The organism is Microbacterium sp. NPDC006705 (genome assembly GCF_044903545.1).
Taxonomy (GTDB): Bacteria; Actinomycetota; Actinomycetes; order Actinomycetales; family Microbacteriaceae; genus Microbacterium; species Microbacterium plantarum.
In genome coordinates, this window is the sequence record NZ_JBJDQQ010000002.1 from 522,282 (window position 1) to 542,520 (window position 20,239).

Genomic DNA, 20,239 nt, shown 5'->3' on the forward strand with positions numbered 1-20,239 from the left:
ATCCATCATCCCGCACACGGAGACGGGGTCGCACGCGCGAGCGGGCGCGATCATGCTCAGGCGTCGGAGCCGATGATCGGCATGCTGTGCGAGTCGCGATGCGCCAGAATCTGGCTCACCTCGACCTGGTCTGCCAGCACCTCGTGGACGAGGGCGACGGTCGGGATGCTCCGCAGCCGCATGGCGGGGTCGACGCCGTTCGAGAGCGTCAGCGTTCCCGTCCCGTTCAGGCGCTGGATCGGGCCGCGCGACTCGTCGATGCCGTAACCACGGATATGGCTGAGCTCCGACCGGCGACGGACGATGAGTCCCGAGGTCTCGATGACCCGACGGGTCGTGATCGTGTACGAATGCGCGAGCCAGCGCAGGTACGGCAGCACGACGAGGAGCACGACCACCAGCCCCGCGGCCGACCAGAGCATCACGTCGGTGAAGGGGTCGGGCACGTTCCCGGTGAAGTATCCCGTGACACCCGCGATGACGATGAGCAGCAGCGCCGGCCAGAGGAGCGGCCCGGCGTGCGGGCGCAAGCGCGCGACACGAAGCTCGGGGGCCGCGGCACCCAGCGCTGGCGCGACGGGGCGACCGAACGAGGCTGCTGGCTGTGTCACAGCACCATCATGGCCCGCGGGTGCGACAACGCCTCGGCGGCACGCCCGGATGCCGCGAGGCCTCAGCCGACTCCGCGGACATGCACGACGTCGCCGGCTCCGACGACGCTCTCGACAGCCCCCGTCCGCACGACCAGGCGCCCGTCCTCATCGAGGCGCTCCGCCGTCCCCGTCAGCGTCTCGCCGCCGGGCAGCGAGACGACGATGTCCTCGCCGATCGTGACGCACGCCGCGGCGACCCGCTCCCGGAGGGCGTCGTCGGCGCCGCTCACCGCGAGGTGGGCGATGTGGTCACGCAGGCCCCTGAGGTAGTCCGCGAGCAGTCGGTCCTCGTCGACCTCCACCCCCAGCACGGCGAAGGAGGTCGCCGTGGCGACCGGCAGGTCGACCTCGGCCATCGTGGTGTTGACCCCGGCACCCAGGATCACGTCGCCGGCCTCGCCCGGCAGGACCTCGGCGAGGATGCCGCTGATCTTCCGCCCGTCGACGAGGACGTCGTTGGGCCATTTCACACCGACCTGCCGGTCGTGCAGCTGCGCGGAGACGGCGTCGCTCATCGCGAGACCGGCGACCAGGGGGATCCAGCCGCGCGAGTGCACCGGCACAGCGCCCACGCGCAGGAGCACCGAGATCGCGAGCGCGGTGCCCGCGGGAGCCGTCCAGCTGCGATCGAGCCGGCCGCGACCGGCGCGCTGGTCGGTCGTCAGGAGCACCGAGAGGTGCGGGTGGGCATCGGGGTCGGCCTCGACGTCGCGACGCAGGTGGGCGTTGGTCGAATCGGTGTGCTCGACGACGTGCACGCGGGGCGAGACCGCGGCCGCGCGGGGATAGCCGTTCTCGGGGATCGTCATGGCGTCACCCTACGATGCCGGATCGCGGCTCGGCGAGGGGTTGCGCCCGAGGGTTTCCACAGGCGATCGCCGTCGTCGTTGTGGGTGTGCTCCAACGGCTGCGGGGCCGCGCTGGATAGGGTGGAACGCGTGACCGACCAGCCCGACCTGTCCACGACCGCCGGCAAGATCGCCGACCTCCGCGCCCGCTACCAGACGGCCGTCGTCGACGCCGAGACCGCGGCACGCGAGAAGCAGCACAAGAAGGGCAAGCTCACCGCCCGCGAGCGCATCGAGATGCTCGTGGACCCGGGGTCGTTCGTGGAGCTCGACGAGTACGTGCGCCATCGCACCACCGCGTTCGGCATGGACCGGTCCCGCCCCTACGGCGACTCCGTCGTCTCGGGCGTCGGCACGATCCACGGCCGCACCGTCGCGGTCTACTCGCAGGACTTCACGACGTTCGGCGGCTCGCTCGGCGAGTCCGCTGGCGAGAAGATCATCAAGGTCATGGAGCTCGCGCTGCGCGGCGGGATGCCGATCATCGGCATCCTCGACTCGGGTGGCGCCCGAATCCAGGAGGGCGTCGTGGCGCTCGGCAAGTACGGTGAGATCTTCCGCCTGAACACCGCGGCGTCGGGAGTGATCCCCCAGATCTCGCTGATCATGGGGCCCGCCGCGGGCGGCGCGGTCTACTCCCCCGCCCTCACGGACTTCGTCATCATGGTCGACAAGACGAGCCAGATGTTCGTCACCGGCCCCGATGTCATCAAGACCGTCACCGGCGAGGACGTCGGCATGGAGGAGCTCGGCGGCGCCCACACCCACAACACGCGTTCGGGTGTCGCGCACTACCTGGCCCAGGACGAGGACGACGCGATCGACTACGCCCGGTCGCTCCTGAGCTTCCTGCCCGACAACAACATGTCGGACGCCCCGGTGTACGAGACCGGCTTCGAGTGGGAGACCACCGACGACGACCGTGCCCTGAACGTCGTCATCCCCGATTCACCCAACCAGCCCTACGACATCCACCAGGTCATCTCGGGGATCGTCGACGAGGGCGACTTCCTCGAGGTGCAGCCGCTGTTCGCACCGAACATCGTCGTCGGCTTCGGCCGGGTCGAGGGACGGACGGTCGGCATCATCGCCAACCAGCCCTCGCAGATGGCGGGCACTCTGAACATCGATGCCGGCGAGAAGGCGAGCCGGTTCGTTCGTTTCTGCGACGCCTTCTCGGTGCCGATCGTCACCCTCGTCGACGTTCCGGGCTATCTTCCCGGCACGGATCAGGAATGGACCGGCGTCATCCGCCGCGGGGCCAAGCTGCTCTATGCCTACGCCGAGGCGACGGTTCCGCTCGTGACGGTCATCCTCCGGAAGGCCTACGGCGGCGCCTACATCGTGATGGGCTCCAAGCAGCTGGGCGCCGACGTGAACGTCGCCTGGCCGACGGCGGAGATCGCTGTGATGGGCGGCCAGGGCGCGGTCAACATCCTCTACCGCGGTGAGATCAAGCGCGCCGAAGAGGCAGGCGAGGATGTCGCCGCGGTGCGGTCGCGCCTGGCCTCCGAGTACACCTACAACGTGGCCTCCCCCTTCCTGGCCGCCGAGCGGGGCGAGCTCGATGGCATCATCGAGCCGGCGCAGACGCGCGTCTACATCGCGAAGTCGCTGCGCGCGCTCCGGGGGAAGCGGGCCGAGCTGCCCGCGAAGAAGCACGGGAACATCCCGCTGTGAGCGGACGAGAGGATTCCCGGGACGAGGCGGGCCACGACGAGCGACCCCTGCGCATCGAGGTGCGGCGCGGCGATCCGACCCCGGAGGAGCTGGCCGCCGTCATCGCCGTCGTGAGCGAGTCGTACGCCCAGGAAGCCGCGGAGGCGATCGCCCCCGAGCCGGCCCCCGAGTCCGCCTGGCGGCGCTCGGCACGCGCGCTGCGGACGCCGCTGCGGCGCGGCTTCGGCTGGGGGCGTTTCACCGGTTGACGGGCGACACTGATTTTGTCCCCCGAAATACCTACAGACGGATCTGGCACGCTGCCGCAGACTGAATGTGCTGGAACGCTACTGCGTTCGGTCACCCGAGCTTCTAGCCGGTGACTGCTGCGAGTCGGTTTTCGGGTAACCACTCGCATGGCGAGGGGCGGGCGGCTTCGCCGCCCCTCGCCCCCAGCACCTTCCGTTCGGTCAGAGACGCGGGCGGGGCCGCGCGATCTCGCGCCAGAGATCGACCGTCTCATCGGCATCGTCGTCATGACGCGAGCGACCGACGACCGTGACCGCCGTGTCGGGATGCGTCGAGGTGCGGATGTAGAGCCGCTCCGACCGTGCCCCATCGAGCACGTCGGCGAGCTCGGCGCGGATGGCGGCGAGTTCGCGCTCATCGAGGCCGTCGAGGCCGCCCTCGTCGAGGAAAGTGACGTGGGATCCGGCTCGCCGGACGTCTTCGAGCACGCGGCGCACCGCGTCGTCGAGCAGCCGCGGACCGCGCAGCTCATCGCGCAGACGCCCTTCCGCGAGCCGCGCCTGCAGACGCTCGTCGTCGTCGAGGTCGCCGCCCGCGTTGATGGTGCGCGAGAGCACCGGCCCCGCAACGGCGAGCGCGCGCTGCACGCGGACCCGGCGCTCGCGACGGCGACCCTCCTGTGTGGCGAGCCATTCGGACGCCTCGCGTTGAAGCGCCGTGAGCTGCGCGGTCTCGACGGCCGCGCGGTCGATCAGCAGGACGATGATCTGCGCTCCGCCCACCCAGATCGCCGAACCGACGGCTCCCAGCGAGAGCGTCGGCTCCGGGCCGATCCACACGACCGACTGCAGGAACAGGACGACGATGCCCGACCAGGCCACGATCGAGCGCCGGCGAACGACGAGGACAGCCATCAAGGCACCGAGCCCGCCGAGGCTCCAGGTAGCGAACGGCTGCAGCCGCCCCTCTTCGCCCGCGGCCCACCAGGTGGCTGACGGGATCACGACGGTGACCGCGAGGGCGAGGAGCGCGATCCACAGGGGCAGCGGCGCCGGACGGCTCATGCCCGCCGTCACGGCGCTCATCGCCGGAACCTCCGCGGCAGGCTTCGCCGCCGCATCCATCGGCCGCGTGGGCCAGAAGATGCACAGGCCCGTGACGGCGAGGTAGACGACGAGATTCAGGATCAGCACGACGGGGACATCGACGGGGCGCGTCCAGAACATGCCGCCGACCGCCAAGTACGCCGTGAAGGCGACCCCGAGTGCCGACAGCACCCAGCGGACCGAGCGGTTCATGAGCTCTCCTGCCAGCTGATGGACACGGTCGTCCCTGATGCGTCGGAGTCGACCGTGGCGGCCCCGGCCACAGCGGCCACCCGCGCGATGATCGAGGCACGGATCCCGAGGCGATCCTCGGCGACGCGCGTCGCCTCGAAACCGGGTCCGTCGTCGGCGACGGTGATCGCAAGCCCAGCCCTGTCGGCGTGGAACGACACGCGCAGATTCGCAGCGCCGGCATGCTCGACCGAGTTCGTCACCGCCTGCGCCGCCGCGAGGTGCAGCGCTCGGGCGACACGGCCCGGCACAGACCGGGCATCGGGTTCGATCCGCTGAGAGACCCCGGCGTCCGGAGACAGTCGGTGGACCGTCGCTTCGAGCTCGGCACCGACGACGCCTGCCGGGATGGGGGCGTCGGGGCCCTCGCCCACCTCCTGGTCGACGTTCGCCAGTCGCGTGAGCGCTTCGCGGGCCATGGCGACCGCGAGAGTCCGCTCCCGGTCGGTCTCGGCGCGTTCGGCCGCGATCAGTGCTGCCAGCACGCTGTCGTGCATGAGTGCCGCGACGGCGACCCGCTCCTTCTCGACCGCGTCTGCTGCGGCCGCCTGCGCGAAGGAGCGGACCGCGCCCTCCCGTCCGCTGTCGATGCTCGCCGCGAGGGACCGGAGGATCCAGCCGACGACGATCAGGACGCTCGCGAGGATGATCGCGAACGCCGAGTCGAGCGCGACGTCGAGCACGGTGGCGGGCGTGAGAGGCAGAAGTGTGAGCCGCATCGCGCCGTACAGCAACGGCAGAAGGAACGCCCAGACGATCTGTCCGGCGAGCGGCATGCAGAAGACGGCCGCGACGGTCCCCACGTTGATGAGGAACCACAACCAGGGCTGCTCGTCGACGGTGGTCGACCGGTCGGCCGCCAGCGGCCAGAGGACGGTCGCGATCGGGAAGACGCCGGCGAAGATCGCGGCGAACACGCGGACGGCCCGCGAGGTGATCAACGCGACGCACATCATCAGCAGCGTGCCCAGGACCACGATCAGCAGGATCGTGTGCCAGGCGGAATGTCCGGCGGGGGTGCTGAGCGCTCCCACGAGCGCCTGGATTCCGATGACGGCGCTTCCGGTGCCGACGACGATGCCCAGGATGCGGTCGATGCGCGACTGGGTGAAGCGCTGAGTCTGGGCCAGGGCCTCGCGGAACTCCGCGGGACGACGCGGGCGGGTAGTGCCGGTGCCCGGGGTCTCAGCGGGCATCGGAGGCTTCGCCGACGAGACCGTCTTCCATCGCACGGCGGAGGAGGTCGACCTTGGTGGGTGCGGGACGGCCGACCTCGACGTACTTCACGCGCACCCGGGTGATGTTCTCTTTCGCGGTGGAGTAGGCGATCCCGAGCCGCTCGGCCACCGCTTTCAGGGGCAGTCCGGCGGCGTACAGGCGGAGCACGTCGCGCTCGCGTGCGGAGAGCTGGGCATCGGCGAACGCCCGGTCGCCGTCGACCGCGCTGGCCCACTCGACGTTGTCCAGGTGTTCGCCCCGCGCCACCGTCCGAACCGCCGCGACGACGTCGTCGGTGCGCGCCGACTTGCTGATGACGCCCAACGCGCCCGCAGAGAGGGCTTCACGCACCGCCGCCGGCCGGTCGGCGACGCTGTGGATGATGACCTGCGATCCGTCCCAGACGAGCTGAGCGACGTTCTCCGCCACGGTGGCGCCGTCGCCGAGCATGAGGTCGAGCACAACGACATCCGCCGGTGACTCCCCCGTGTCCTTCCGCCATCGCAGATACTCGGCGACGGTGCTGCCGGTGAAGACGACCTCCCCGACTCCCGCTCGGGAGCAGGCGGCGGCGAGCCCGAGCCGGACCGACTCGTGATCGTCGATGAGTGCCACCCGTGTCATGGGCTCAGCCTAGGACAGGGGGCCCTCGTCGGTGAGTACCGCAACCGCCTCCATGTGGTGCGAATGGGGGAACAGGTCCAGGCCCTGCAACGACACCGGCGCGTAGCCGCCCGCGCGCAGCATGCCGAGATCGCGCGCGAGGGCGACCGGATCGCACGCGACGTAGACGAGGGTCGCAGGCCGAAGCCGCAGCAGCGAATCGACGACGTCTCGTCCCGCTCCCGACCGCGGCGGGTCGAGAACCGTCACCCCGGCGCGCAGCCGGGCGCGTTCGGCAGCCGATGCGGTCTCCTCGACCTGCGCCAGCCAGCGGTCGACCCGGCCGGTCTCGGCGCGGGCACCCACCCACTCGGCCAGGTTCTCCCCGGCGTGGTCGGTGGCGCGGGTGTCGGACTCGACGCTCGTGATGCGGGTGGCCGTGCCTCCCAGTTCGGCGACGGCGGCCGCGAGGAGACCGACCCCGCCGTACAGGTCGAGGTGCCATGCGTCGGGATCGACGGTTCGGCCGGCGGATCGCAGGCCGCTGTGGACCGCGTCGCGCAGCGCGACCGGCGCGAGCCGGTGGACCTGCCAGAACCCTCCGGCGTCGACGCGGAACTCCCGGTCGCCGACCCTCTCGATCACGGTTTCGCGCAGCGCCGGGTCGGCCACCGGACGCGGACCGCCCCGACCTCGACCGCGGGGCGTCTCCGGGCGGGCCAGGGCTCGCACGCGCCCGTCGGAGGGCTGCACGAGGTCGAGGCGCCCGGGAGCGGCCGACCGGCCGCGGGCTACCGATTCGGCGATCGCCGGGGTGGCGAGCGGCAGGTCGTCGACCTCGACGACGCGGTGCGAGCGCGCGGCGAAGGGCCCGATGCGTCCATCCCCGTCGACGTGGAGGCTCACGCGCGTGCGCCATCCCGTGCCGTCCGGCGTCTCGTCGGCGCCGGCTGCCGCGACGACGACGTCGCTGTCGACACCGCCGAAGCGCTTCAGAGCGTCACGGAGGACGCGCTGCTTGAGCTCGCGCTGGTGTTCGAGGTCGATGTGCCCGAAGTCGGCCCCGCCCGGGCGGTTCTCCGGCGCGGTGCCGATGTCGGCGGGCGACCAGACGTGCGGTCGCCGATGCCGCGAAGCCTCGAGCACTTCGAAGGCCTCGGCACGCCAGAACGACGACTTCGCGGTGTCGGTCAGCCGCGCGCGCACCCTCTCACCGGGGATCGCGTCGGGGACGAAGACGACGCGGCCTTCGTGTCGTGCGACGAAGACGCCGCCGTGGGCGACGTCGGTGACGTCGAGATCGAGGAGGTCGCCGGACTGCATCCCTCGATGCTCGCACACGCGCGCCCGCAGGTAGCGTGAACGGCATGCGCGTGTGCCTCGCCTCGACCTCCCCCGCCCGCCTCATGCTGCTGCGTCAGGCGGGCATCGAACCCGCGACCCGTGCCCCCGAGGTCGACGAGGAGGCCGTCATCGCCGCCCTCGAGGCCGAGGAGGGTCGCGTGCTGCCGCCGGACGAGCACGTCCTGCTGCTGGCGCGACGCAAGGCGGCCGACGTGGTCGCGACGCTCGCGCGACTCGAACCCGACTTCGACGGCATCGTCATCGGGGGCGACTCGATGTTCGCCTTCGACGGCGAGGTCCTCGGCAAGCCGCTCCGGCCCGACGTGGCGACCGCGAGGTGGGAGAGGATGCGCGGGGGCACAGGCATCCTCCACTCGGGGCACTCGGTGATCCGCGTGCGCCCGGGGACCGTTGCGCAGGAGGCGTACGCCGTCGCGGACGCCGCGGTGACCTTCGCCGACGACATCACCGCCGACGAGATCGCGGCGTACGTCGGCACCGGCGAACCTCTGCAGGTGGCGGGAGCCTTCACTGTCGACAGCCTCGGCGGCCCCTTCATCACGCGGGTCGACGGCGATCCCTCCACGGTCGTCGGGATGTCCTTGTCGACGTTGCGCCGCCTCGTCCGTGAGCTCGGCGTGGCCTGGCCCGACCTCTGGACCACGCGGCTGACATCATGAACGGCGGGCCCGCTTCGTAGGCATCCACTCACGTTCGGCTGGTCACTTTGTGCGAGTGATCCAAAAGACGGGGCCGCGTGCTCGCTAGGCTGGCATTCATGCCTGAGATCGCCAAGGTCCTGATCGCGAACCGCGGCGAGATCGCCGTCCGTATCGTGCGCGCCGCCCGTGACAGCGGGAAGGCGTCCGTCGCCGTCTACGCCGACCAGGACCGCGACGCGCTCCACGCCCGCCTCGCCGACGAGGCGTACGCCCTCGAGGGGTCCACGAGCGCCGAGACCTACCTCTCCATCGAGAAGATCCTCTCCGTCGCGCGACGTTCCGGCGCCGACGCCGTGCACCCCGGCTACGGCTTCCTCGCGGAGAACGCCGAGTTCGCCCGCGCCGTCATCGGCGCGGGACTCACCTGGATCGGCCCCTCCCCCGAGGCCATCGAGGCTCTCGGCGACAAGGTCACCGCGCGGCACGTCGCCGAGAAGGTCGGCGCTCCGCTCGCGCCCGGTACCCCCGGGCCCGTCGACGGTGCCGACGAGGTCATCGCCTTCGCGAACGAGTACGGCCTGCCGATCGCCATCAAAGCCGCCTACGGCGGCGGCGGGCGTGGTCTGAAGGTCGCGCGCGAGCTCGACGAGGTGGCCGAGCTGTTCGAGTCGGCCACTCGTGAGGCGATCGCCGCGTTCGGCCGCGGCGAGTGCTTCGTCGAGAAGTACCTCGACAAGCCGCGCCATGTCGAGACGCAGTGCCTCGCCGACGCAGCCGGCAACGTGGTCGTCGTCTCCACGCGCGACTGCTCGCTGCAGCGACGCCACCAGAAGCTCGTCGAAGAAGCGCCCGCGCCCTTCCTCACGGACGAGCAGAACGACATCCTCTACTCCGCCTCGAAGGCCATCCTGCGCGAGGTCGGCTATGTCGGGGCGGGAACCTGCGAGTTCCTCATCGGCGCCGACGGCACGATCTCGTTCCTCGAGGTCAACACGCGCCTCCAGGTCGAGCACCCCGTGTCCGAAGAGGTGACCGGGATCGACCTCGTCCGCGAGCAGTTCCGCATCGCCGAGGGCGGCACGCTGGACTACGACGATCCTGCGCCGGTCGGACACTCGATCGAGTTCCGCATCAACGGCGAAGACCCGGGACGCAACTTCCTCCCGCAGCCCGGCCGCATCCACGTCTTCAAGACGTTCGGCGGTCCCGGCATCCGTCTCGATTCCGGTGTCACGGCCGGCGACTCGGTCTCCGGCGCGTTCGACTCGATGCTCGGAAAGATCATCGTCACGGGTCGCACCCGTGAGGAGGCACTCGAGCGCTCTCGCCGCGCGCTCGACGAGTTCGAGGTCGCCGGTATGCCCACCGTCCTGCCGTTCCACCGCCGCGTGGTGCGCGAGCCCGCCTTCACGGCGGAGAACGGCACATTCGGCGTGTTCACGCGGTGGATCGAGACCGAGTTCGTCAACGACATCCCGGCGTGGGACGGCGAGCTCGAGGCTCCCGCCGAGCCCAGCGGCCGCCACACGGTCGTCGTGGAGGTCGCCGGCAAGCGCCTCGAAGTGAGCCTGCCCGACCGTGTCGCCTCCCCGCCGGTCGCGGTGGGCCGCCCCGCCCAGGTGCCGCCCTCGCGGCGCTCGCACGCGGCCAACGCCAGCGCCGCGGCATCCGGCGACGCCGTGAAGTCACCGATGCAGGCGACGATCGTCAAGGTCGCGGTCGAAGCCGGCCAGCAGGTCGTCAAGGGCGACCTCGTCGTGGTGCTCGAGGCGATGAAGATGGAGCAGCCCATCCAGGCCCACAAGGACGGCGTCGTCGGCTCCATCGACGCGACGCCGGGCACCACCGTGGGCGCAGGTCACCCCCTGCTCACCATCTCCTGACCCCTAGGGTGGGGGCATGCGCCGCCCTGCACGTGTTCTTCCCATCGTCTGCCTGCTGGGGCTCGCTCTCGGGCTGAGCGCCTGCGCTTCCGACACGGTCGACCTCGCGGCGGCCGACGGGTGGCTCGCCGCGGTCGCGGCCGAACAAGCCGGCGCGGATGTCGGCATCGGCACGACGAGCGGCCATACGATGCCGTTGGAGAACTCCGGCGACCGGAGCGCAGGGGTCATCCTGACGCTCGCCGAGCCGGCGCCGGCGAGTGTGGTCGAGGTGCGGTGCTTCGGCGGTCACACCGCGACGGTGTTCGTCGAGGCTTCGACGACGTCCGGCTCGCGTGGCGTGGAGACGAGCATCGACTGCGACGAGAAGCCGCACGCTCTCGAGCTCGTTGATGCCACCCGCACCACAGCCGTCAGGATTGCCGTCCGCGCCGAGCCGGAGACGCGCTACTACGCCGATGTGAGGTGACACGGCGCCGCATGACCGCGCGTGAGCGTCGGAGAGAGGCGCGTACATCGGAGCGATCGCCAGGATCACTCCGACTTTCGCGCGATTCTCCGACGCTCGTGCGCTCGGCTCAGGAGAGCGGGTCCTCGTCGCGCTGGACGAGGTGCATCGCGCGAGCGGCGTCCGTGATGCTGCCCGTGAGCGAGGGGTACACCGCGAAGACCCGCGAGACCTGGTCGACCGTGAGACGGCGCTCGACGGCGATCGCGATCGGGTAGATGAGCTCCGAGGCGCGGGGCGCCACGATGACACCGCCGATGACGGTTCCCGAGCCCTCGCGCGCGATGATCTTCACGAAGCCGTCCTTGACGCCCATCATCTTGGCGCGCGGGTTCGCGGCGAGCGGGAGCTTGTGCACGTACCCGTTGACCAGGCCCGACTCGATGTCCTTCTGCTGCTGGCCCACCGTCGCGATCTCGGGCGCGGTGAAGATGTTCGCGGTGATGCGGCGACGCTCGAGCGGGATGACGGTGTCGCCGAGCGCGTGGAACACGGCCTGGCGCCCCTGCATGGCGGCGACCGAGGCGAGCGGCACGAACGTGGTGCAGTCACCCGCGGCGTAGATGTTCGGCACGGATGTGCGCGCGACGCGGTTGACCTGGATGTGGCCCGAATCCGTCAGCTGGACGCCCGCCTCTTCGAGACCGATGCCGGCGGTGTTGGGGATCGAGCCGACCGCCATGAGGCAGTGGCTCCCCTCGACCGTGCGCCCGTCCGAGAGGGTCGCCACGACGCCGTTCTCGGTGCGCTCGACCTTCTCGGCGCGAGACTTCGACAGCACCGTCATCCCGCCGCGCTTGAACACCTTCTCGATGACGGCGGCCGCGTCGACGTCCTCGCCCGGGAGCACCTGGTCGCGGCTGGAGATCAGCGTCACCTTCGCCCCGAGGTTCATGTAGGCCGAGGCGAACTCCGCTCCCGTCACACCGGATCCCACGACGATGAGGTGCTCGGGCAGCGACTTCATGTCGTAGAGCTGCGTCCAGGTGAGGATGCGCTCCCCGTCGGGCTTCGCACTGGGCAGTTCGCGCGGCGACGCCCCCACGGAGACGACGAGGGTGTCGGCTTCCACGCGGTCGAAGTCGGTGCCACCGGGGCCTGTCGCCGCGATCAGGGCGTGCGTGCCGTCGAGGCGCCCGTGGCCGGAGATGATGCGCACGCCCGCTTCGACGAGCTGCGCGCGCATGTCGTCGGACTGCTGGCGAGCGAGAGAGAGCAGCCGGCGGTTGACGGCCGCGAGATTGATGGCGACCTCCGGCTTGAGCGGAGTGCCGGAGTCGGACCGCGCGAACAGCTGCACGCCCAAATCGGATGCCTCGCTGATGGCGACGGCCGCATCAGCCGTGGCGATCAGCGACTTCGAGGGGACGACGTCGGTGATGACGGCCGAGCCGCCCACGCCGGCGCGTTCGACCAGCGTCACCTCCGCACCCTGCTGGGCGGCGGCCAGGGCCGCCTCGTATCCGCCGGGGCCGCCGCCGAGGACGGCGACGCTTTGGGTGCGCTCGAAGCTGAGAGGCGACATGGTCTCCATTCTTCCTCAGCCGCGGAGTCGGTCGCGCACGCCTGCGTCTGGAGGGTCGCGAGTCTTAGAGTGGGGGGATGCCTGACTCCTCCGCGCACCCGCTCGACGATCCCGCTGTCGACCCGCTCGATGTGGCCCGCGAGGCTGCGGCCGACATCGCCCGTATCAGCGGCGTCGAGCGCCACGACATCGCGCTCACCCTCGGCAGCGGCTGGGGTCGGGCAGCCGAGCTCATCGGCGAGACCACGGCGACCATCCCCGCCACCGACGTCACCGGCTTCAGCAAACCCGCACTCGAGGGGCACGTCGGGACGCTGCGCAGCATCCTGACCCCCGAGGGCAAGCGCATCCTCGTCATCGGCGCCCGCACCCACTACTACGAGGGGCACGGCGTTCGCCGGGTCGTGCACAGCGTGCGCACCGCCGCCGCCACCGGCGCGAAGATCATGGTGCTGACCAACGGCGCGGGCGGCATCAAGCCGACGTGGCGGCCCGGCCAGCCGGTGCTCATCAGCGACCACCTGAACCTCACCGCCGACTCGCCCCTCGAGGGCGCGACGTTCGTCGACCTGACCGACCTGTACTCCTCGCGACTGCGCGACATCGCGCGCTCGATCGATCCCACGCTGGACGAGGGCGTGTACACGCAGTTCCGCGGCCCGCACTACGAGACGCCGGCCGAGGTGCGCATGGCTCGCACGCTCGGCGGCGACATCGTGGGCATGTCGACGGCGCTCGAGGCCATCGCCGCCCGCGAGGCCGGCATGGAGATCCTCGGGTTCTCGCTCATCACGAACCTCGCCGCCGGCATCCAGGAGACCCCGCTCAGCCACGCCGAGGTGATCGAGGCCGGGCGCGAGGCCGAGCCGGTGATCTCGGCGCTCCTCGCCCGCGTGATCGAGGCGCTGTGACCGGCGCGGACGAGCCGGTCACGGGCGTGAATGTCGACGCGACGACGCCGGCGGTTCCCTGGGAAGCTGCGCGCGCCTGGATGGCGCAGGACCCCGACTCCGAGACCCGCGATGAGCTGGCCGCCGTCATCGCCGCAGCCGAGTCAGGCGACGAAGCGGCCGCGGCCGACCTCGTCGACCGCTTCAGCACGCGCCTGGCCTTCGGCACCGCGGGACTCCGCGGCCGCCTCGGCGCCGGCAGCAACCGCATGAACCGCGTGCTCGTCACGCAGGCAGCCGCGGGGCTCGCGGCGTATCTGCTCGAGAAGGCCGGACCGGATGCTCCCCCCGTCGTCGTCATCGGCTACGACGGCCGCCGGGGCTCAGCGCGGTTCGCGCGAGACTCGGCCGAGATCTTCGCGGGGGCGGGGCTGCGCGCCATCCTGCTGCCGCGGCTGCTCCCGACGCCGGTTCTCGCGTTCGCGGTGCGGCACCTGGGCGCCGACGCCGGTGTGATGGTCACGGCGAGCCACAACCCGCCCGACGACAACGGCTACAAGGTGTACCTCGGCGGGGCCGACGACGGCTCGCAGATCGTCCCGCCCGCCGACGGCGAGATCGCCGCGCACATCCAGCGGGTGGCGGACGCCGGCGACATCTCGGTCCTCCCCCGCTCCGAGCAGTACGAGACCGCCGACGACACCGTCGTCGAGGCGTACGTCGCCGCGACGGCGACCGTCGCCCCGGCGCCCGCGGGCGCGAACGGGATGCGTTGGGTCTACACCGCCATGCACGGTGTCGGAACCGAGACCATGCTGCGCATCCTCGACGCTGCGGGCTACCCGCACCCCGTCCCGGTCGCCGAGCAGGCCGAGCCGGACGGCCGATTCCCGACCGTCGCGTTCCCGAATCCCGAGGAACCGGGCGCGATGGATCTGGCACTCGAGACCGCCCGCGCGAACGACGCGGAGTTCATCCTCGCGAACGACCCCGACGCCGATCGCCTCGCCGTCGCCATTCCGGATACCGCCGTCGAGGGCGGCTGGCGGCGACTGACCGGCAACCAGATCGGCCTGCTGCTCGGCTGGCGCGCGGCACGTCGAGCCGCGGAGGGCGGCGTCGCCGAGGGCGCGTCGCTGGCCTGCTCGCTCGTATCCTCGCCGGCGCTCCAGGTCGTCGCCGAGCGCCACGGCCTCGCCTTCCACGCCACCCTCACCGGCTTCAAGTGGATCTCGCGCGCCCCCGGACTCGTCTTCGGCTTCGAAGAGGCACTCGGCTATCTGGTGAACCCCGAGACCGTGAAGGACAAGGACGGCATCTCGGCCGCCATCGCGATCCTCGGCCTCGCCGCCGAGGCGCGCGAACAGGGTCGGACGCTGGGCGATCTCCTCGCCGAGTTCGACGCCGAGTTCGGCAGCTTCGCGAGCGGGCAGGTATCGGTCCGGGTCGACGATCTCGCGGTCATCGGACGCATCACCGCAGCGCTCCGCGCGGCACCGCCGACCCGCATCGGCGACGCGGCAGTCGTGTCGTTCGAGGATCTCGCCGCTCCGGTATCGGGTCCGCCGCTCGGCGACATCCTGCGCCTCTGGCTCGAGGGCGACGCCCGTATCCTCGTGCGCCCGAGCGGCACCGAGCCGAAGCTCAAGCTGTACCTCGATGTTCGCGGAGACTCGGCCGCCGACGCGGCATCCCGGCTCGCCGCGCTCGAGGCCGGCGTGCGCGAGCTGCTCGCGGCCATCGGCTGATCCCCGCCCTCCGGCCTGCACGGTCCCGCGCTTCTGGCGATACATTCGTCGGACGCGCGGGGCTGATGTCGCCTCGAGCGACCCCGCACACCCCACCAGCACCACCCGTCCGACGTCTGTATCGCGTATCCGCGCCGCTAGGCTTCGGGAGTGCTGCTGACGCAACCTGTGGAGCTCGCTGACGACCACGTGAGACTCGTCCCGCTCGACCTCGACCACGCCGACGACCTCGCGCGAGCCACGGCCGGCCTCGAGTACGCCTGGTACACCTCGGTTCCCGCGTCCGTTCCCGCTGACATCGCGCAGCGTCTCGCCTGGCGCGACGAGGGCCACATGAACCCTTTCGCCGTGCTGCGCGACGATGTCGCGGTGGGGATGACGACGTTCTGCAACATCGACCAGCCCAACCGCCGCGTCGAGATCGGGCACACCTGGCTGTCGCCGTCGGCGCAGCGGACGGCGGTCAACACGGCCGCGAAGCGTCTGCTGCTCGGCCACGCGTTCGAGAGCTGCGACGCCATCGCGGTGGAGTTCCGCACGTCGTGGCACAACCGCCAGTCGCGCGCGGCGATCGAGCGTCTCGGCGCGAAGCAGGACGGTGTGCTCCGCAACCACCGGCTGGGCCCGCAGGGGACGCTCCGCGACACGGTCGTGTACTCCGTGCTCCCGCACGAGTGGCCTGCGGTGAAGCTGGGGCTCGAAGCACGACTCGCCCGCTGAGCGCGAGCGATCAGCCGTCGACGACCGCGACGAGCTCGTCGAGGAAGGCGCTGAAGGTGGTCCCCCGTCGCACGATGCGCTGCACGCTCTCGCGCTCGCTGAACACCTCGACCAGCTGCTCGAAGACCGTCTGGAACGCGGCGCGGTCCGACTCCGAGAAGGCGACCATCGCGACGACCTGCACCCGGCCGTCACCCCATGCGATCGAAGGGTCGGCGATCCCGAGCGAGATGGCCGTACGCGTCGCGGTCATCCCGATGGCGTGCGGGACGGCGAGCGCGTCGGTGAAGGCTGTGGACGAGAGCCGCTCGCGCTCGATCGTGCGCTCGATGTAGTCGTCGTCGATGACGCCTTGATCGACCAGCAGTGAGCCCAGCCGGCGGATCGCGGCCTCTTCTCCCCCGTCGCCGTCGAGCCCGCGGATGAACGCGGACGGGTCGAAGTAGCGCTCCAGCTCGGCGCGCAAGCGCGTCAGGCGCCGGGCCCGGCGGAGCCGCGCGGCGGCGGTCTGCACCCGATCGATGTCGGCGTCGGTGAGGAAGGGCTGGATGTGGACGATCCGGTCGCTCATGACCGGAGGCGCGATGGTCGACAGGATGAGGTCGGTGTCGATGGAGGCCCAGTCCGGGTCGACGCGCGTCTCGACGCCCACCACGTCGAGTGCCTGTCCCAGCGAACGGTCGACGCTCGAGCGCAACAGCTCGTGCAGCTCGTAGTACCCGGGGCACACGATCGTCGCCGTCAGCGCCTGCGCCGAGAGCCGGCTGCGTTCGAGGCGCCCGCCGACGTGCATCGCGATGTAGGCGATCTCGTCGTCGAGGAGCGGGATGCCGAGCAGACCCCGCAGCGCGTCGGCGATGTACACGGCGACCTCGAAGATCATCGGATACGTCGTCTTCAGCGATCGTGTGAGCGGGTTGCGCGACCACGCCTGCTCGCGTGCCCGGTGCTTGAGGTTCTGCACGTGCAGCGACAGGCGCAGCACGAAGTCCTCCTGGTCGATGTCGACGAGGAACTCCGCGGCCGCCCGCCGCACGACGTCCCGGACGGCGGTCGCGACGTCCGGGTCGATGCGCTCGCGGATGAGCGCCGCCGGCTCGGTCGCACCGGGCGCCACGACGCGCGTGAGCACGAGGGCGGCGAGATGCTGACGGTCGCCCGACCCGAGCACGACGCCGAGGTGCCGGCGCGTGAGGCGGTCGAGGATGTCGCCGACCTCCGCGCGGAACGCGGCGTCGTCGGCCTCCGCCACTTCGAGAGCCCGACCCCGCGTGATCCGGTCGGCGGCGATGGCGATGTGCATGACGACATCCCCGATGCCGAACTCGTTGACGAAGTAGCCGAGCTCGGTCAGCTCGGTGACCAGGTCGTCCTTGAAGGGGCCGAAGGCGACCGCCCCGACGGACCGTTCGCCGAGAGTGCGACGGAGGCTGTCGAGGTCGAAGGAGCCGTCATCGGTCTCCTCGTGGGCGAGCCTGCTGAGCAGCCGTCGCTGGGCCATCTCGGTGCCGCGCAGCCGTGCCCGCGACGACGTGCGTTCCAGGCTGAGCTCGGTGCCGCCGAGCAGCCCGCGCACCCGGCTGAGATCGGCATCGATCGTGGCGGGGCTGACGAAGAAGGCCTCGGCCGTCTCGAAGACGTCGATTCCGTCCGGGGAATCGAGCAGCGCGCGCACCAGACGGTGCAGCCGGTCGCGCGGAGTGCCGGCGTCGCCCACATGCACCGCCGCGGCGCTCTCCGGCCCCGCGCGGTAGCCCTGCGGTCCGGACTCGACCACGACGCCATCCGGCACCCGGGCGTTCAGGGCCGTGACGTAGCTGCGGATCGAGCGCGGCGTGACCCCGATCGCATCCGCGAGCGCGGCTGCGGTCACCCAGTCGCCGTCGCGCGCGAGAATCGCGAGGACGCGGTCCTGCCGGCTCCTGGTCACGCTCCCATTCCATCATGGCCCGGCCGACCTTCCGCCCCTGCGGAAGCAGGAAGACCTTGTCGCCTCTCAGGGGTCTCACAACAATGGGGAGAGGAGGAGGCGGGTCGATGAGGATCCTGGTCGTATGCGGCGCGGGCGCGTCGAGTACTTTCGTCGCACAGCGGGTGCGCCATGCGGCGCAGACGCGTGGCCTGGACATCACCGCCACCGCCGGAACCGAGCAGTCACTGCCGATCGATCTCGACGCGGCGGACATCGTCCTCGTCGGCCCCCAGCTCATCCCGAAGCTGGACCGGATCACCGAGGCCGCGGCTGCCCGCGGAACGCGCGTCATCCTGATGCCCGCCGACATCTTCCGAGATCTCGACGGGAGCCGGACGCTCGCGCTGATCACCGCTCCGGCCACCACCACGACACGTTCCAGCACCGACATCCCTTCAACGGAGAGGACCCCCTCATGAGCGAGGCATCGCGTACCGTCCGCATCGGATCGTCCAACGGGCTCCACGCCCGTCCCGCGAAGCTGTTCGCCCAGGCGGTCAAGCAGTCGGGTGCCAACGTCACGATCGCGAAGGGCTCGGGCTCTCCCGTGAACGCCGCGAGCATCCTCGGAGTCATCGCGCTCGGCGTCGAGTACGGCGATTACGTCACCCTCACGGCCGACGGCGACAGCGCCGAGAGCGTCCTGGACGAACTCGCCGACCTGCTCGCCACCGATCACGACGAGTGACCACGAACGACCATCGATACGAACACGGACGATACGAAGGAGATCGAGCAATGAGTGAGCTTCGCGGAGTGGGCATCGGCCTGGGAGTCGCGCAGGGACCGATCGCACGGATGGCGGAGCCGCTTCCCGCGCCGAAGGACGAGAAGTCGGAGCTGTCGCTCGACGAGGAGACGGCGCGCGTGAAGGATGCCGTCGCCGCTGTCGCGCGCGAGCTCGAACAGCGTGGCGCACAGGCGGGCGGCGCCGCCCGCGACGTGCTCGAAGCGCAGGCCATGATGGCCGAGGACCCGAGCCTCGAGGCCGAGGTCTCGACCCGCCTGCAGGCCGGCAAGACCGGCGAGTTCGCCGTGTACGACGCCTTCGCCTCGTTCCGCGACCAGCTGTCCGCGATGGGCGGCTATCTCGGCGAGCGCGCCGCCGACCTCGACGACGTCGCGCAGCGCGTCATCGCTCACCTCCGCGGCGTCCCCGCACCGGGTGTCCCCGAGCCGGGCCACCCCTTCGTGCTGGTCGCCAAGGACCTCGCCCCCGCCGACACCGCGCTGCTCGACCTCGACATGGTCCTGGCGCTGGTGACCTCCGAGGGCGGGCCCACCTCGCACACCGCGATCCTCGCCCGCGAGAAGTCGATCGTCGCCGTCGTCGGCGTCACGGACGCCGCCAGCCTCTCCGAGGGCGAGACGGTCATCGTCGACGCCGCGAAGGGCGTCGTCACGACCGACCCGAGCGAGGACGAGCTCGCACAGGCGCAGAACCGTGCCGACGAGCGCAAGTCGGCGGCATCCGCCCCGATCACCCCCGGCGCGCTCGCCGACGGCACCGCCATCCCGCTGCTGGCGAACCTCGGCAAGCCCGAGGGCGCGGCACAGGCCGTCGAGCTGGGCGCCGAGGGCGTCGGCCTCTTCCGCACCGAGTTCCTCTTCCTCAGCTCGTCGCAGGCGCCCACCGTCGCCCAGCAGCGCGAGGCCTACACGAAGCTGCTGCAGGCGTTCCCGGGCCAGAAGGTCGTCGTCCGCGCGCTGGATGCCGGCGCCGACAAGCCGCTCGCGTTCCTCAACGACGCGCACGAGGAGAACCCGGCGCTCGGCCTCCGCGGTCTCCGCGCCCTGCGCGCCAGCGAGGACATCCTGCGCGAACAGCTCACCGCGCTCGCCGAGGCGGATGCCGCGACCGAGGCCGACCTGTGGGTCATGGCGCCGATGGTCTCGACCGTCGAGGAGACCGAGTACTTCGTCGGCATCGCCCGCGAGTACGGCATCAAGACCGCGGGTGTCATGGTCGAGGTGCCGTCGTCGGCGCTGCTCGCTGACCACGTCCTCAAGGTCGCCGACTTCGCCTCGATCGGCACCAACGACCTCACCCAGTACACGCTCGCCGCCGACCGCCTGCTCGGTTCGGTGTCGTCGTTCCAGGACCCCTGGCACCCGGCTGTGCTGCGTCTCATCCATGAGACCGGCAAGGCGGGCCAGGCCAACGGCAAGCCCGTGGGCATCTGCGGCGAGGCCGCAGCTGACCCGCTGCTGGCCGTCGTGCTCGTGGGCCTCGGCGCCACGAGCCTGTCGATGGCGCCCACCGCGCTCGCCGACGTTCGCGCCACCCTGCTCAACCACACCCTCGACGACGCCCGCCGCATCGCCGAGGCCGCCCTGACCGCGACCGACGCGGCCTCGGCACGTGCCGCCGCCCAGACCGCCGCCGGCATCTGATCAGCACCAGCACCCGCACCACACAC

General features: G+C 71.1%; 19 protein-coding genes. 11 read left to right on the plus strand and 8 right to left on the minus strand.

Features of this window, described 5'->3' with window-relative positions:
* Window positions 1-56: 56 nt before the first annotated feature.
* Both ACI2K6_RS13045 and ACI2K6_RS13050 read right to left on the minus strand, forming a co-directional pair.
* Window positions 57-611, minus strand: coding sequence for a PH domain-containing protein (locus ACI2K6_RS13045; RefSeq protein ID WP_404568797.1), 555 nt, complete (start codon window positions 609-611; stop codon window positions 57-59).
* A 62-nt stretch (window positions 612-673) separates the two neighbouring features.
* Window positions 674-1,462, minus strand: coding sequence for a biotin--[acetyl-CoA-carboxylase] ligase (locus ACI2K6_RS13050; protein WP_404568798.1), 789 nt, complete (start codon window positions 1,460-1,462; stop codon window positions 674-676).
* 129 nt (window positions 1,463-1,591) lie between these two features.
* On the opposite strand from ACI2K6_RS13050, the gene ACI2K6_RS13055 reads away from it, so the two are divergent.
* Window positions 1,592-3,181 (plus strand): acyl-CoA carboxylase subunit beta, encoded by a 1,590-nt coding sequence (locus ACI2K6_RS13055; protein ID WP_181574233.1) that lies wholly within the window; start codon window positions 1,592-1,594, stop codon window positions 3,179-3,181.
* A complete protein-coding gene (locus ACI2K6_RS13060) occupies window positions 3,178-3,429 on the plus strand; it encodes an acyl-CoA carboxylase subunit epsilon (RefSeq protein WP_181574234.1) in 252 nt (83 codons plus the stop codon). Before ACI2K6_RS13055 ends, ACI2K6_RS13060 begins: the two co-directional genes overlap by 4 nt.
* A 201-nt stretch (window positions 3,430-3,630) precedes the next feature.
* Here ACI2K6_RS13060 and ACI2K6_RS13065 read toward each other — a convergent pair whose 3' ends face one another.
* Genes ACI2K6_RS13065 through ACI2K6_RS13080 form a run of 4 tightly spaced genes read right to left on the minus strand, consistent with a single transcriptional unit; the run spans window position 3,631 to window position 7,890 of the window.
* A complete protein-coding gene (locus ACI2K6_RS13065; RefSeq protein ID WP_112617392.1) occupies window positions 3,631-4,707 on the minus strand; it encodes a hypothetical protein in 1,077 nt (358 codons plus the stop codon).
* On the minus strand, window positions 4,704-5,942 hold the full coding sequence (locus ACI2K6_RS13070) for a sensor histidine kinase (RefSeq protein WP_274178905.1): 1,239 nt from the start codon (window positions 5,940-5,942) through the stop codon (window positions 4,704-4,706). Before ACI2K6_RS13070 ends, ACI2K6_RS13065 begins: the two co-directional genes overlap by 4 nt.
* A complete protein-coding gene (locus ACI2K6_RS13075) occupies window positions 5,932-6,588 on the minus strand; it encodes a response regulator transcription factor (RefSeq protein WP_114588562.1) in 657 nt (218 codons plus the stop codon). The genes ACI2K6_RS13070 and ACI2K6_RS13075 overlap by 11 nt, the downstream gene beginning before the upstream one ends.
* Window positions 6,589-6,597: 9 nt before the next feature.
* On the minus strand, window positions 6,598-7,890 hold the full coding sequence (locus tag ACI2K6_RS13080) for a class I SAM-dependent RNA methyltransferase (protein ID WP_404568799.1): 1,293 nt from the start codon (window positions 7,888-7,890) through the stop codon (window positions 6,598-6,600).
* Between the two features lie 44 nt (window positions 7,891-7,934).
* Here ACI2K6_RS13080 and ACI2K6_RS13085 point away from each other — a divergent pair, with 44 nt between their 5' ends.
* From ACI2K6_RS13085 to ACI2K6_RS13095, 3 genes are all read left to right on the plus strand, one after another.
* Window positions 7,935-8,591, plus strand: a complete 657-nt coding sequence (locus tag ACI2K6_RS13085) for a Maf family protein (RefSeq protein ID WP_404568800.1) — start codon at window positions 7,935-7,937, stop codon at window positions 8,589-8,591.
* 98 nt (window positions 8,592-8,689) lie between these two features.
* Window positions 8,690-10,456, plus strand: coding sequence for a biotin carboxylase N-terminal domain-containing protein (locus tag ACI2K6_RS13090; RefSeq protein WP_112617395.1), 1,767 nt, complete (start codon window positions 8,690-8,692; stop codon window positions 10,454-10,456).
* Between the two features lie 16 nt (window positions 10,457-10,472).
* Window positions 10,473-10,925 carry a hypothetical protein gene (locus tag ACI2K6_RS13095; protein WP_274178909.1) on the plus strand — a complete coding sequence of 151 codons (453 nt, stop codon included), beginning with the start codon at window positions 10,473-10,475 and terminating at the stop codon, window positions 10,923-10,925.
* Window positions 10,926-11,034: 109 nt separating this feature from the next.
* Here the strand turns inward: ACI2K6_RS13095 and ACI2K6_RS13100 are convergent, their stop codons facing one another.
* Window positions 11,035-12,498 carry an NAD(P)H-quinone dehydrogenase gene (locus ACI2K6_RS13100; RefSeq protein WP_114588564.1) on the minus strand — a complete coding sequence of 488 codons (1,464 nt, stop codon included), beginning with the start codon at window positions 12,496-12,498 and terminating at the stop codon, window positions 11,035-11,037.
* Between the two features lie 68 nt (window positions 12,499-12,566).
* Between ACI2K6_RS13100 and ACI2K6_RS13105 the strand changes: the two genes are divergently transcribed.
* The 3 genes from ACI2K6_RS13105 to ACI2K6_RS13115 all read left to right on the plus strand — a co-directional run bounded on the left by ACI2K6_RS13105 (window position 12,567) and on the right by ACI2K6_RS13115 (window position 15,847).
* Complete coding sequence (locus tag ACI2K6_RS13105; RefSeq protein ID WP_274178910.1) at window positions 12,567-13,400, plus strand: purine-nucleoside phosphorylase; 834 nt, start codon at window positions 12,567-12,569, stop codon at window positions 13,398-13,400.
* 80 nt (window positions 13,401-13,480) lie between these two features.
* Entirely contained in the window at window positions 13,481-15,127 is a 1,647-nt protein-coding gene (locus ACI2K6_RS13110; protein WP_404568862.1) for a phospho-sugar mutase, read from the plus strand.
* A 150-nt stretch (window positions 15,128-15,277) separates the two neighbouring features.
* Window positions 15,278-15,847 carry a GNAT family N-acetyltransferase gene (locus tag ACI2K6_RS13115; RefSeq protein ID WP_274178911.1) on the plus strand — a complete coding sequence of 190 codons (570 nt, stop codon included), beginning with the start codon at window positions 15,278-15,280 and terminating at the stop codon, window positions 15,845-15,847.
* 10 nt (window positions 15,848-15,857) lie between these two features.
* Here the strand turns inward: ACI2K6_RS13115 and ACI2K6_RS13120 are convergent, their stop codons facing one another.
* Window positions 15,858-17,777: a transcription antiterminator gene (locus tag ACI2K6_RS13120; RefSeq protein WP_112617400.1), complete on the minus strand. Its 1,920-nt coding sequence runs from the start codon at window positions 17,775-17,777 to the stop codon at window positions 15,858-15,860.
* Between the two features lie 107 nt (window positions 17,778-17,884).
* Here ACI2K6_RS13120 and ACI2K6_RS13125 point away from each other — a divergent pair, with 107 nt between their 5' ends.
* Genes ACI2K6_RS13125 through ptsP form a run of 3 tightly spaced genes read left to right on the plus strand, consistent with a single transcriptional unit; the run spans window position 17,885 to window position 20,213 of the window.
* The gene (locus ACI2K6_RS13125) at window positions 17,885-18,238 is read left to right on the plus strand and encodes a PTS sugar transporter subunit IIB (RefSeq protein WP_112617401.1); all 354 of its coding nucleotides are present in this window, start codon (window positions 17,885-17,887) and stop codon (window positions 18,236-18,238) included.
* On the plus strand, window positions 18,235-18,507 hold the full coding sequence (locus ACI2K6_RS13130; RefSeq protein ID WP_023955516.1) for an HPr family phosphocarrier protein: 273 nt from the start codon (window positions 18,235-18,237) through the stop codon (window positions 18,505-18,507). Before ACI2K6_RS13125 ends, ACI2K6_RS13130 begins: the two co-directional genes overlap by 4 nt.
* A gap of 50 nt (window positions 18,508-18,557) precedes the next feature.
* Window positions 18,558-20,213: a phosphoenolpyruvate--protein phosphotransferase gene (ptsP, locus tag ACI2K6_RS13135; protein ID WP_112617402.1), complete on the plus strand. Its 1,656-nt coding sequence runs from the start codon at window positions 18,558-18,560 to the stop codon at window positions 20,211-20,213.
* Window positions 20,214-20,239 lie beyond the last annotated feature (26 nt).

What these genes read in the sequence shown, in the direction of transcription:
- ACI2K6_RS13085 (WP_404568800.1), top strand. Translation starts at nt 7,935, where the DNA reads ATGCGCGTGTGCCTCGCCTCGACCTCCCCCGCCCGCCTCATGCTGCTG.
- ACI2K6_RS13125 (WP_112617401.1), top strand. Translation starts at nt 17,885, where the DNA reads ATGAGGATCCTGGTCGTATGCGGCGCGGGCGCGTCGAGTACTTTCGTC.
- ACI2K6_RS13080 (WP_404568799.1), bottom strand. Translation starts at nt 7,890, where the DNA reads ATGCAGTCCGGCGACCTCCTCGATCTCGACGTCACCGACGTCGCCCAC.
- ACI2K6_RS13105 (WP_274178910.1), top strand. Translation starts at nt 12,567, where the DNA reads ATGCCTGACTCCTCCGCGCACCCGCTCGACGATCCCGCTGTCGACCCG.
- ACI2K6_RS13100 (WP_114588564.1), bottom strand. Translation starts at nt 12,498, where the DNA reads ATGGAGACCATGTCGCCTCTCAGCTTCGAGCGCACCCAAAGCGTCGCC.
- ACI2K6_RS13070 (WP_274178905.1), bottom strand. Translation starts at nt 5,942, where the DNA reads ATGCCCGCTGAGACCCCGGGCACCGGCACTACCCGCCCGCGTCGTCCC.
- ptsP (WP_112617402.1), top strand. Translation starts at nt 18,558, where the DNA reads ATGAGTGAGCTTCGCGGAGTGGGCATCGGCCTGGGAGTCGCGCAGGGA.
- ACI2K6_RS13050 (WP_404568798.1), bottom strand. Translation starts at nt 1,462, where the DNA reads ATGACGATCCCCGAGAACGGCTATCCCCGCGCGGCCGCGGTCTCGCCC.
- ACI2K6_RS13095 (WP_274178909.1), top strand. Translation starts at nt 10,473, where the DNA reads ATGCGCCGCCCTGCACGTGTTCTTCCCATCGTCTGCCTGCTGGGGCTC.
- ACI2K6_RS13090 (WP_112617395.1), top strand. Translation starts at nt 8,690, where the DNA reads ATGCCTGAGATCGCCAAGGTCCTGATCGCGAACCGCGGCGAGATCGCC.
- ACI2K6_RS13130 (WP_023955516.1), top strand. Translation starts at nt 18,235, where the DNA reads ATGAGCGAGGCATCGCGTACCGTCCGCATCGGATCGTCCAACGGGCTC.
- ACI2K6_RS13110 (WP_404568862.1), top strand. Translation starts at nt 13,481, where the DNA reads ATGGCGCAGGACCCCGACTCCGAGACCCGCGATGAGCTGGCCGCCGTC.
- ACI2K6_RS13075 (WP_114588562.1), bottom strand. Translation starts at nt 6,588, where the DNA reads ATGACACGGGTGGCACTCATCGACGATCACGAGTCGGTCCGGCTCGGG.
- ACI2K6_RS13065 (WP_112617392.1), bottom strand. Translation starts at nt 4,707, where the DNA reads ATGAACCGCTCGGTCCGCTGGGTGCTGTCGGCACTCGGGGTCGCCTTC.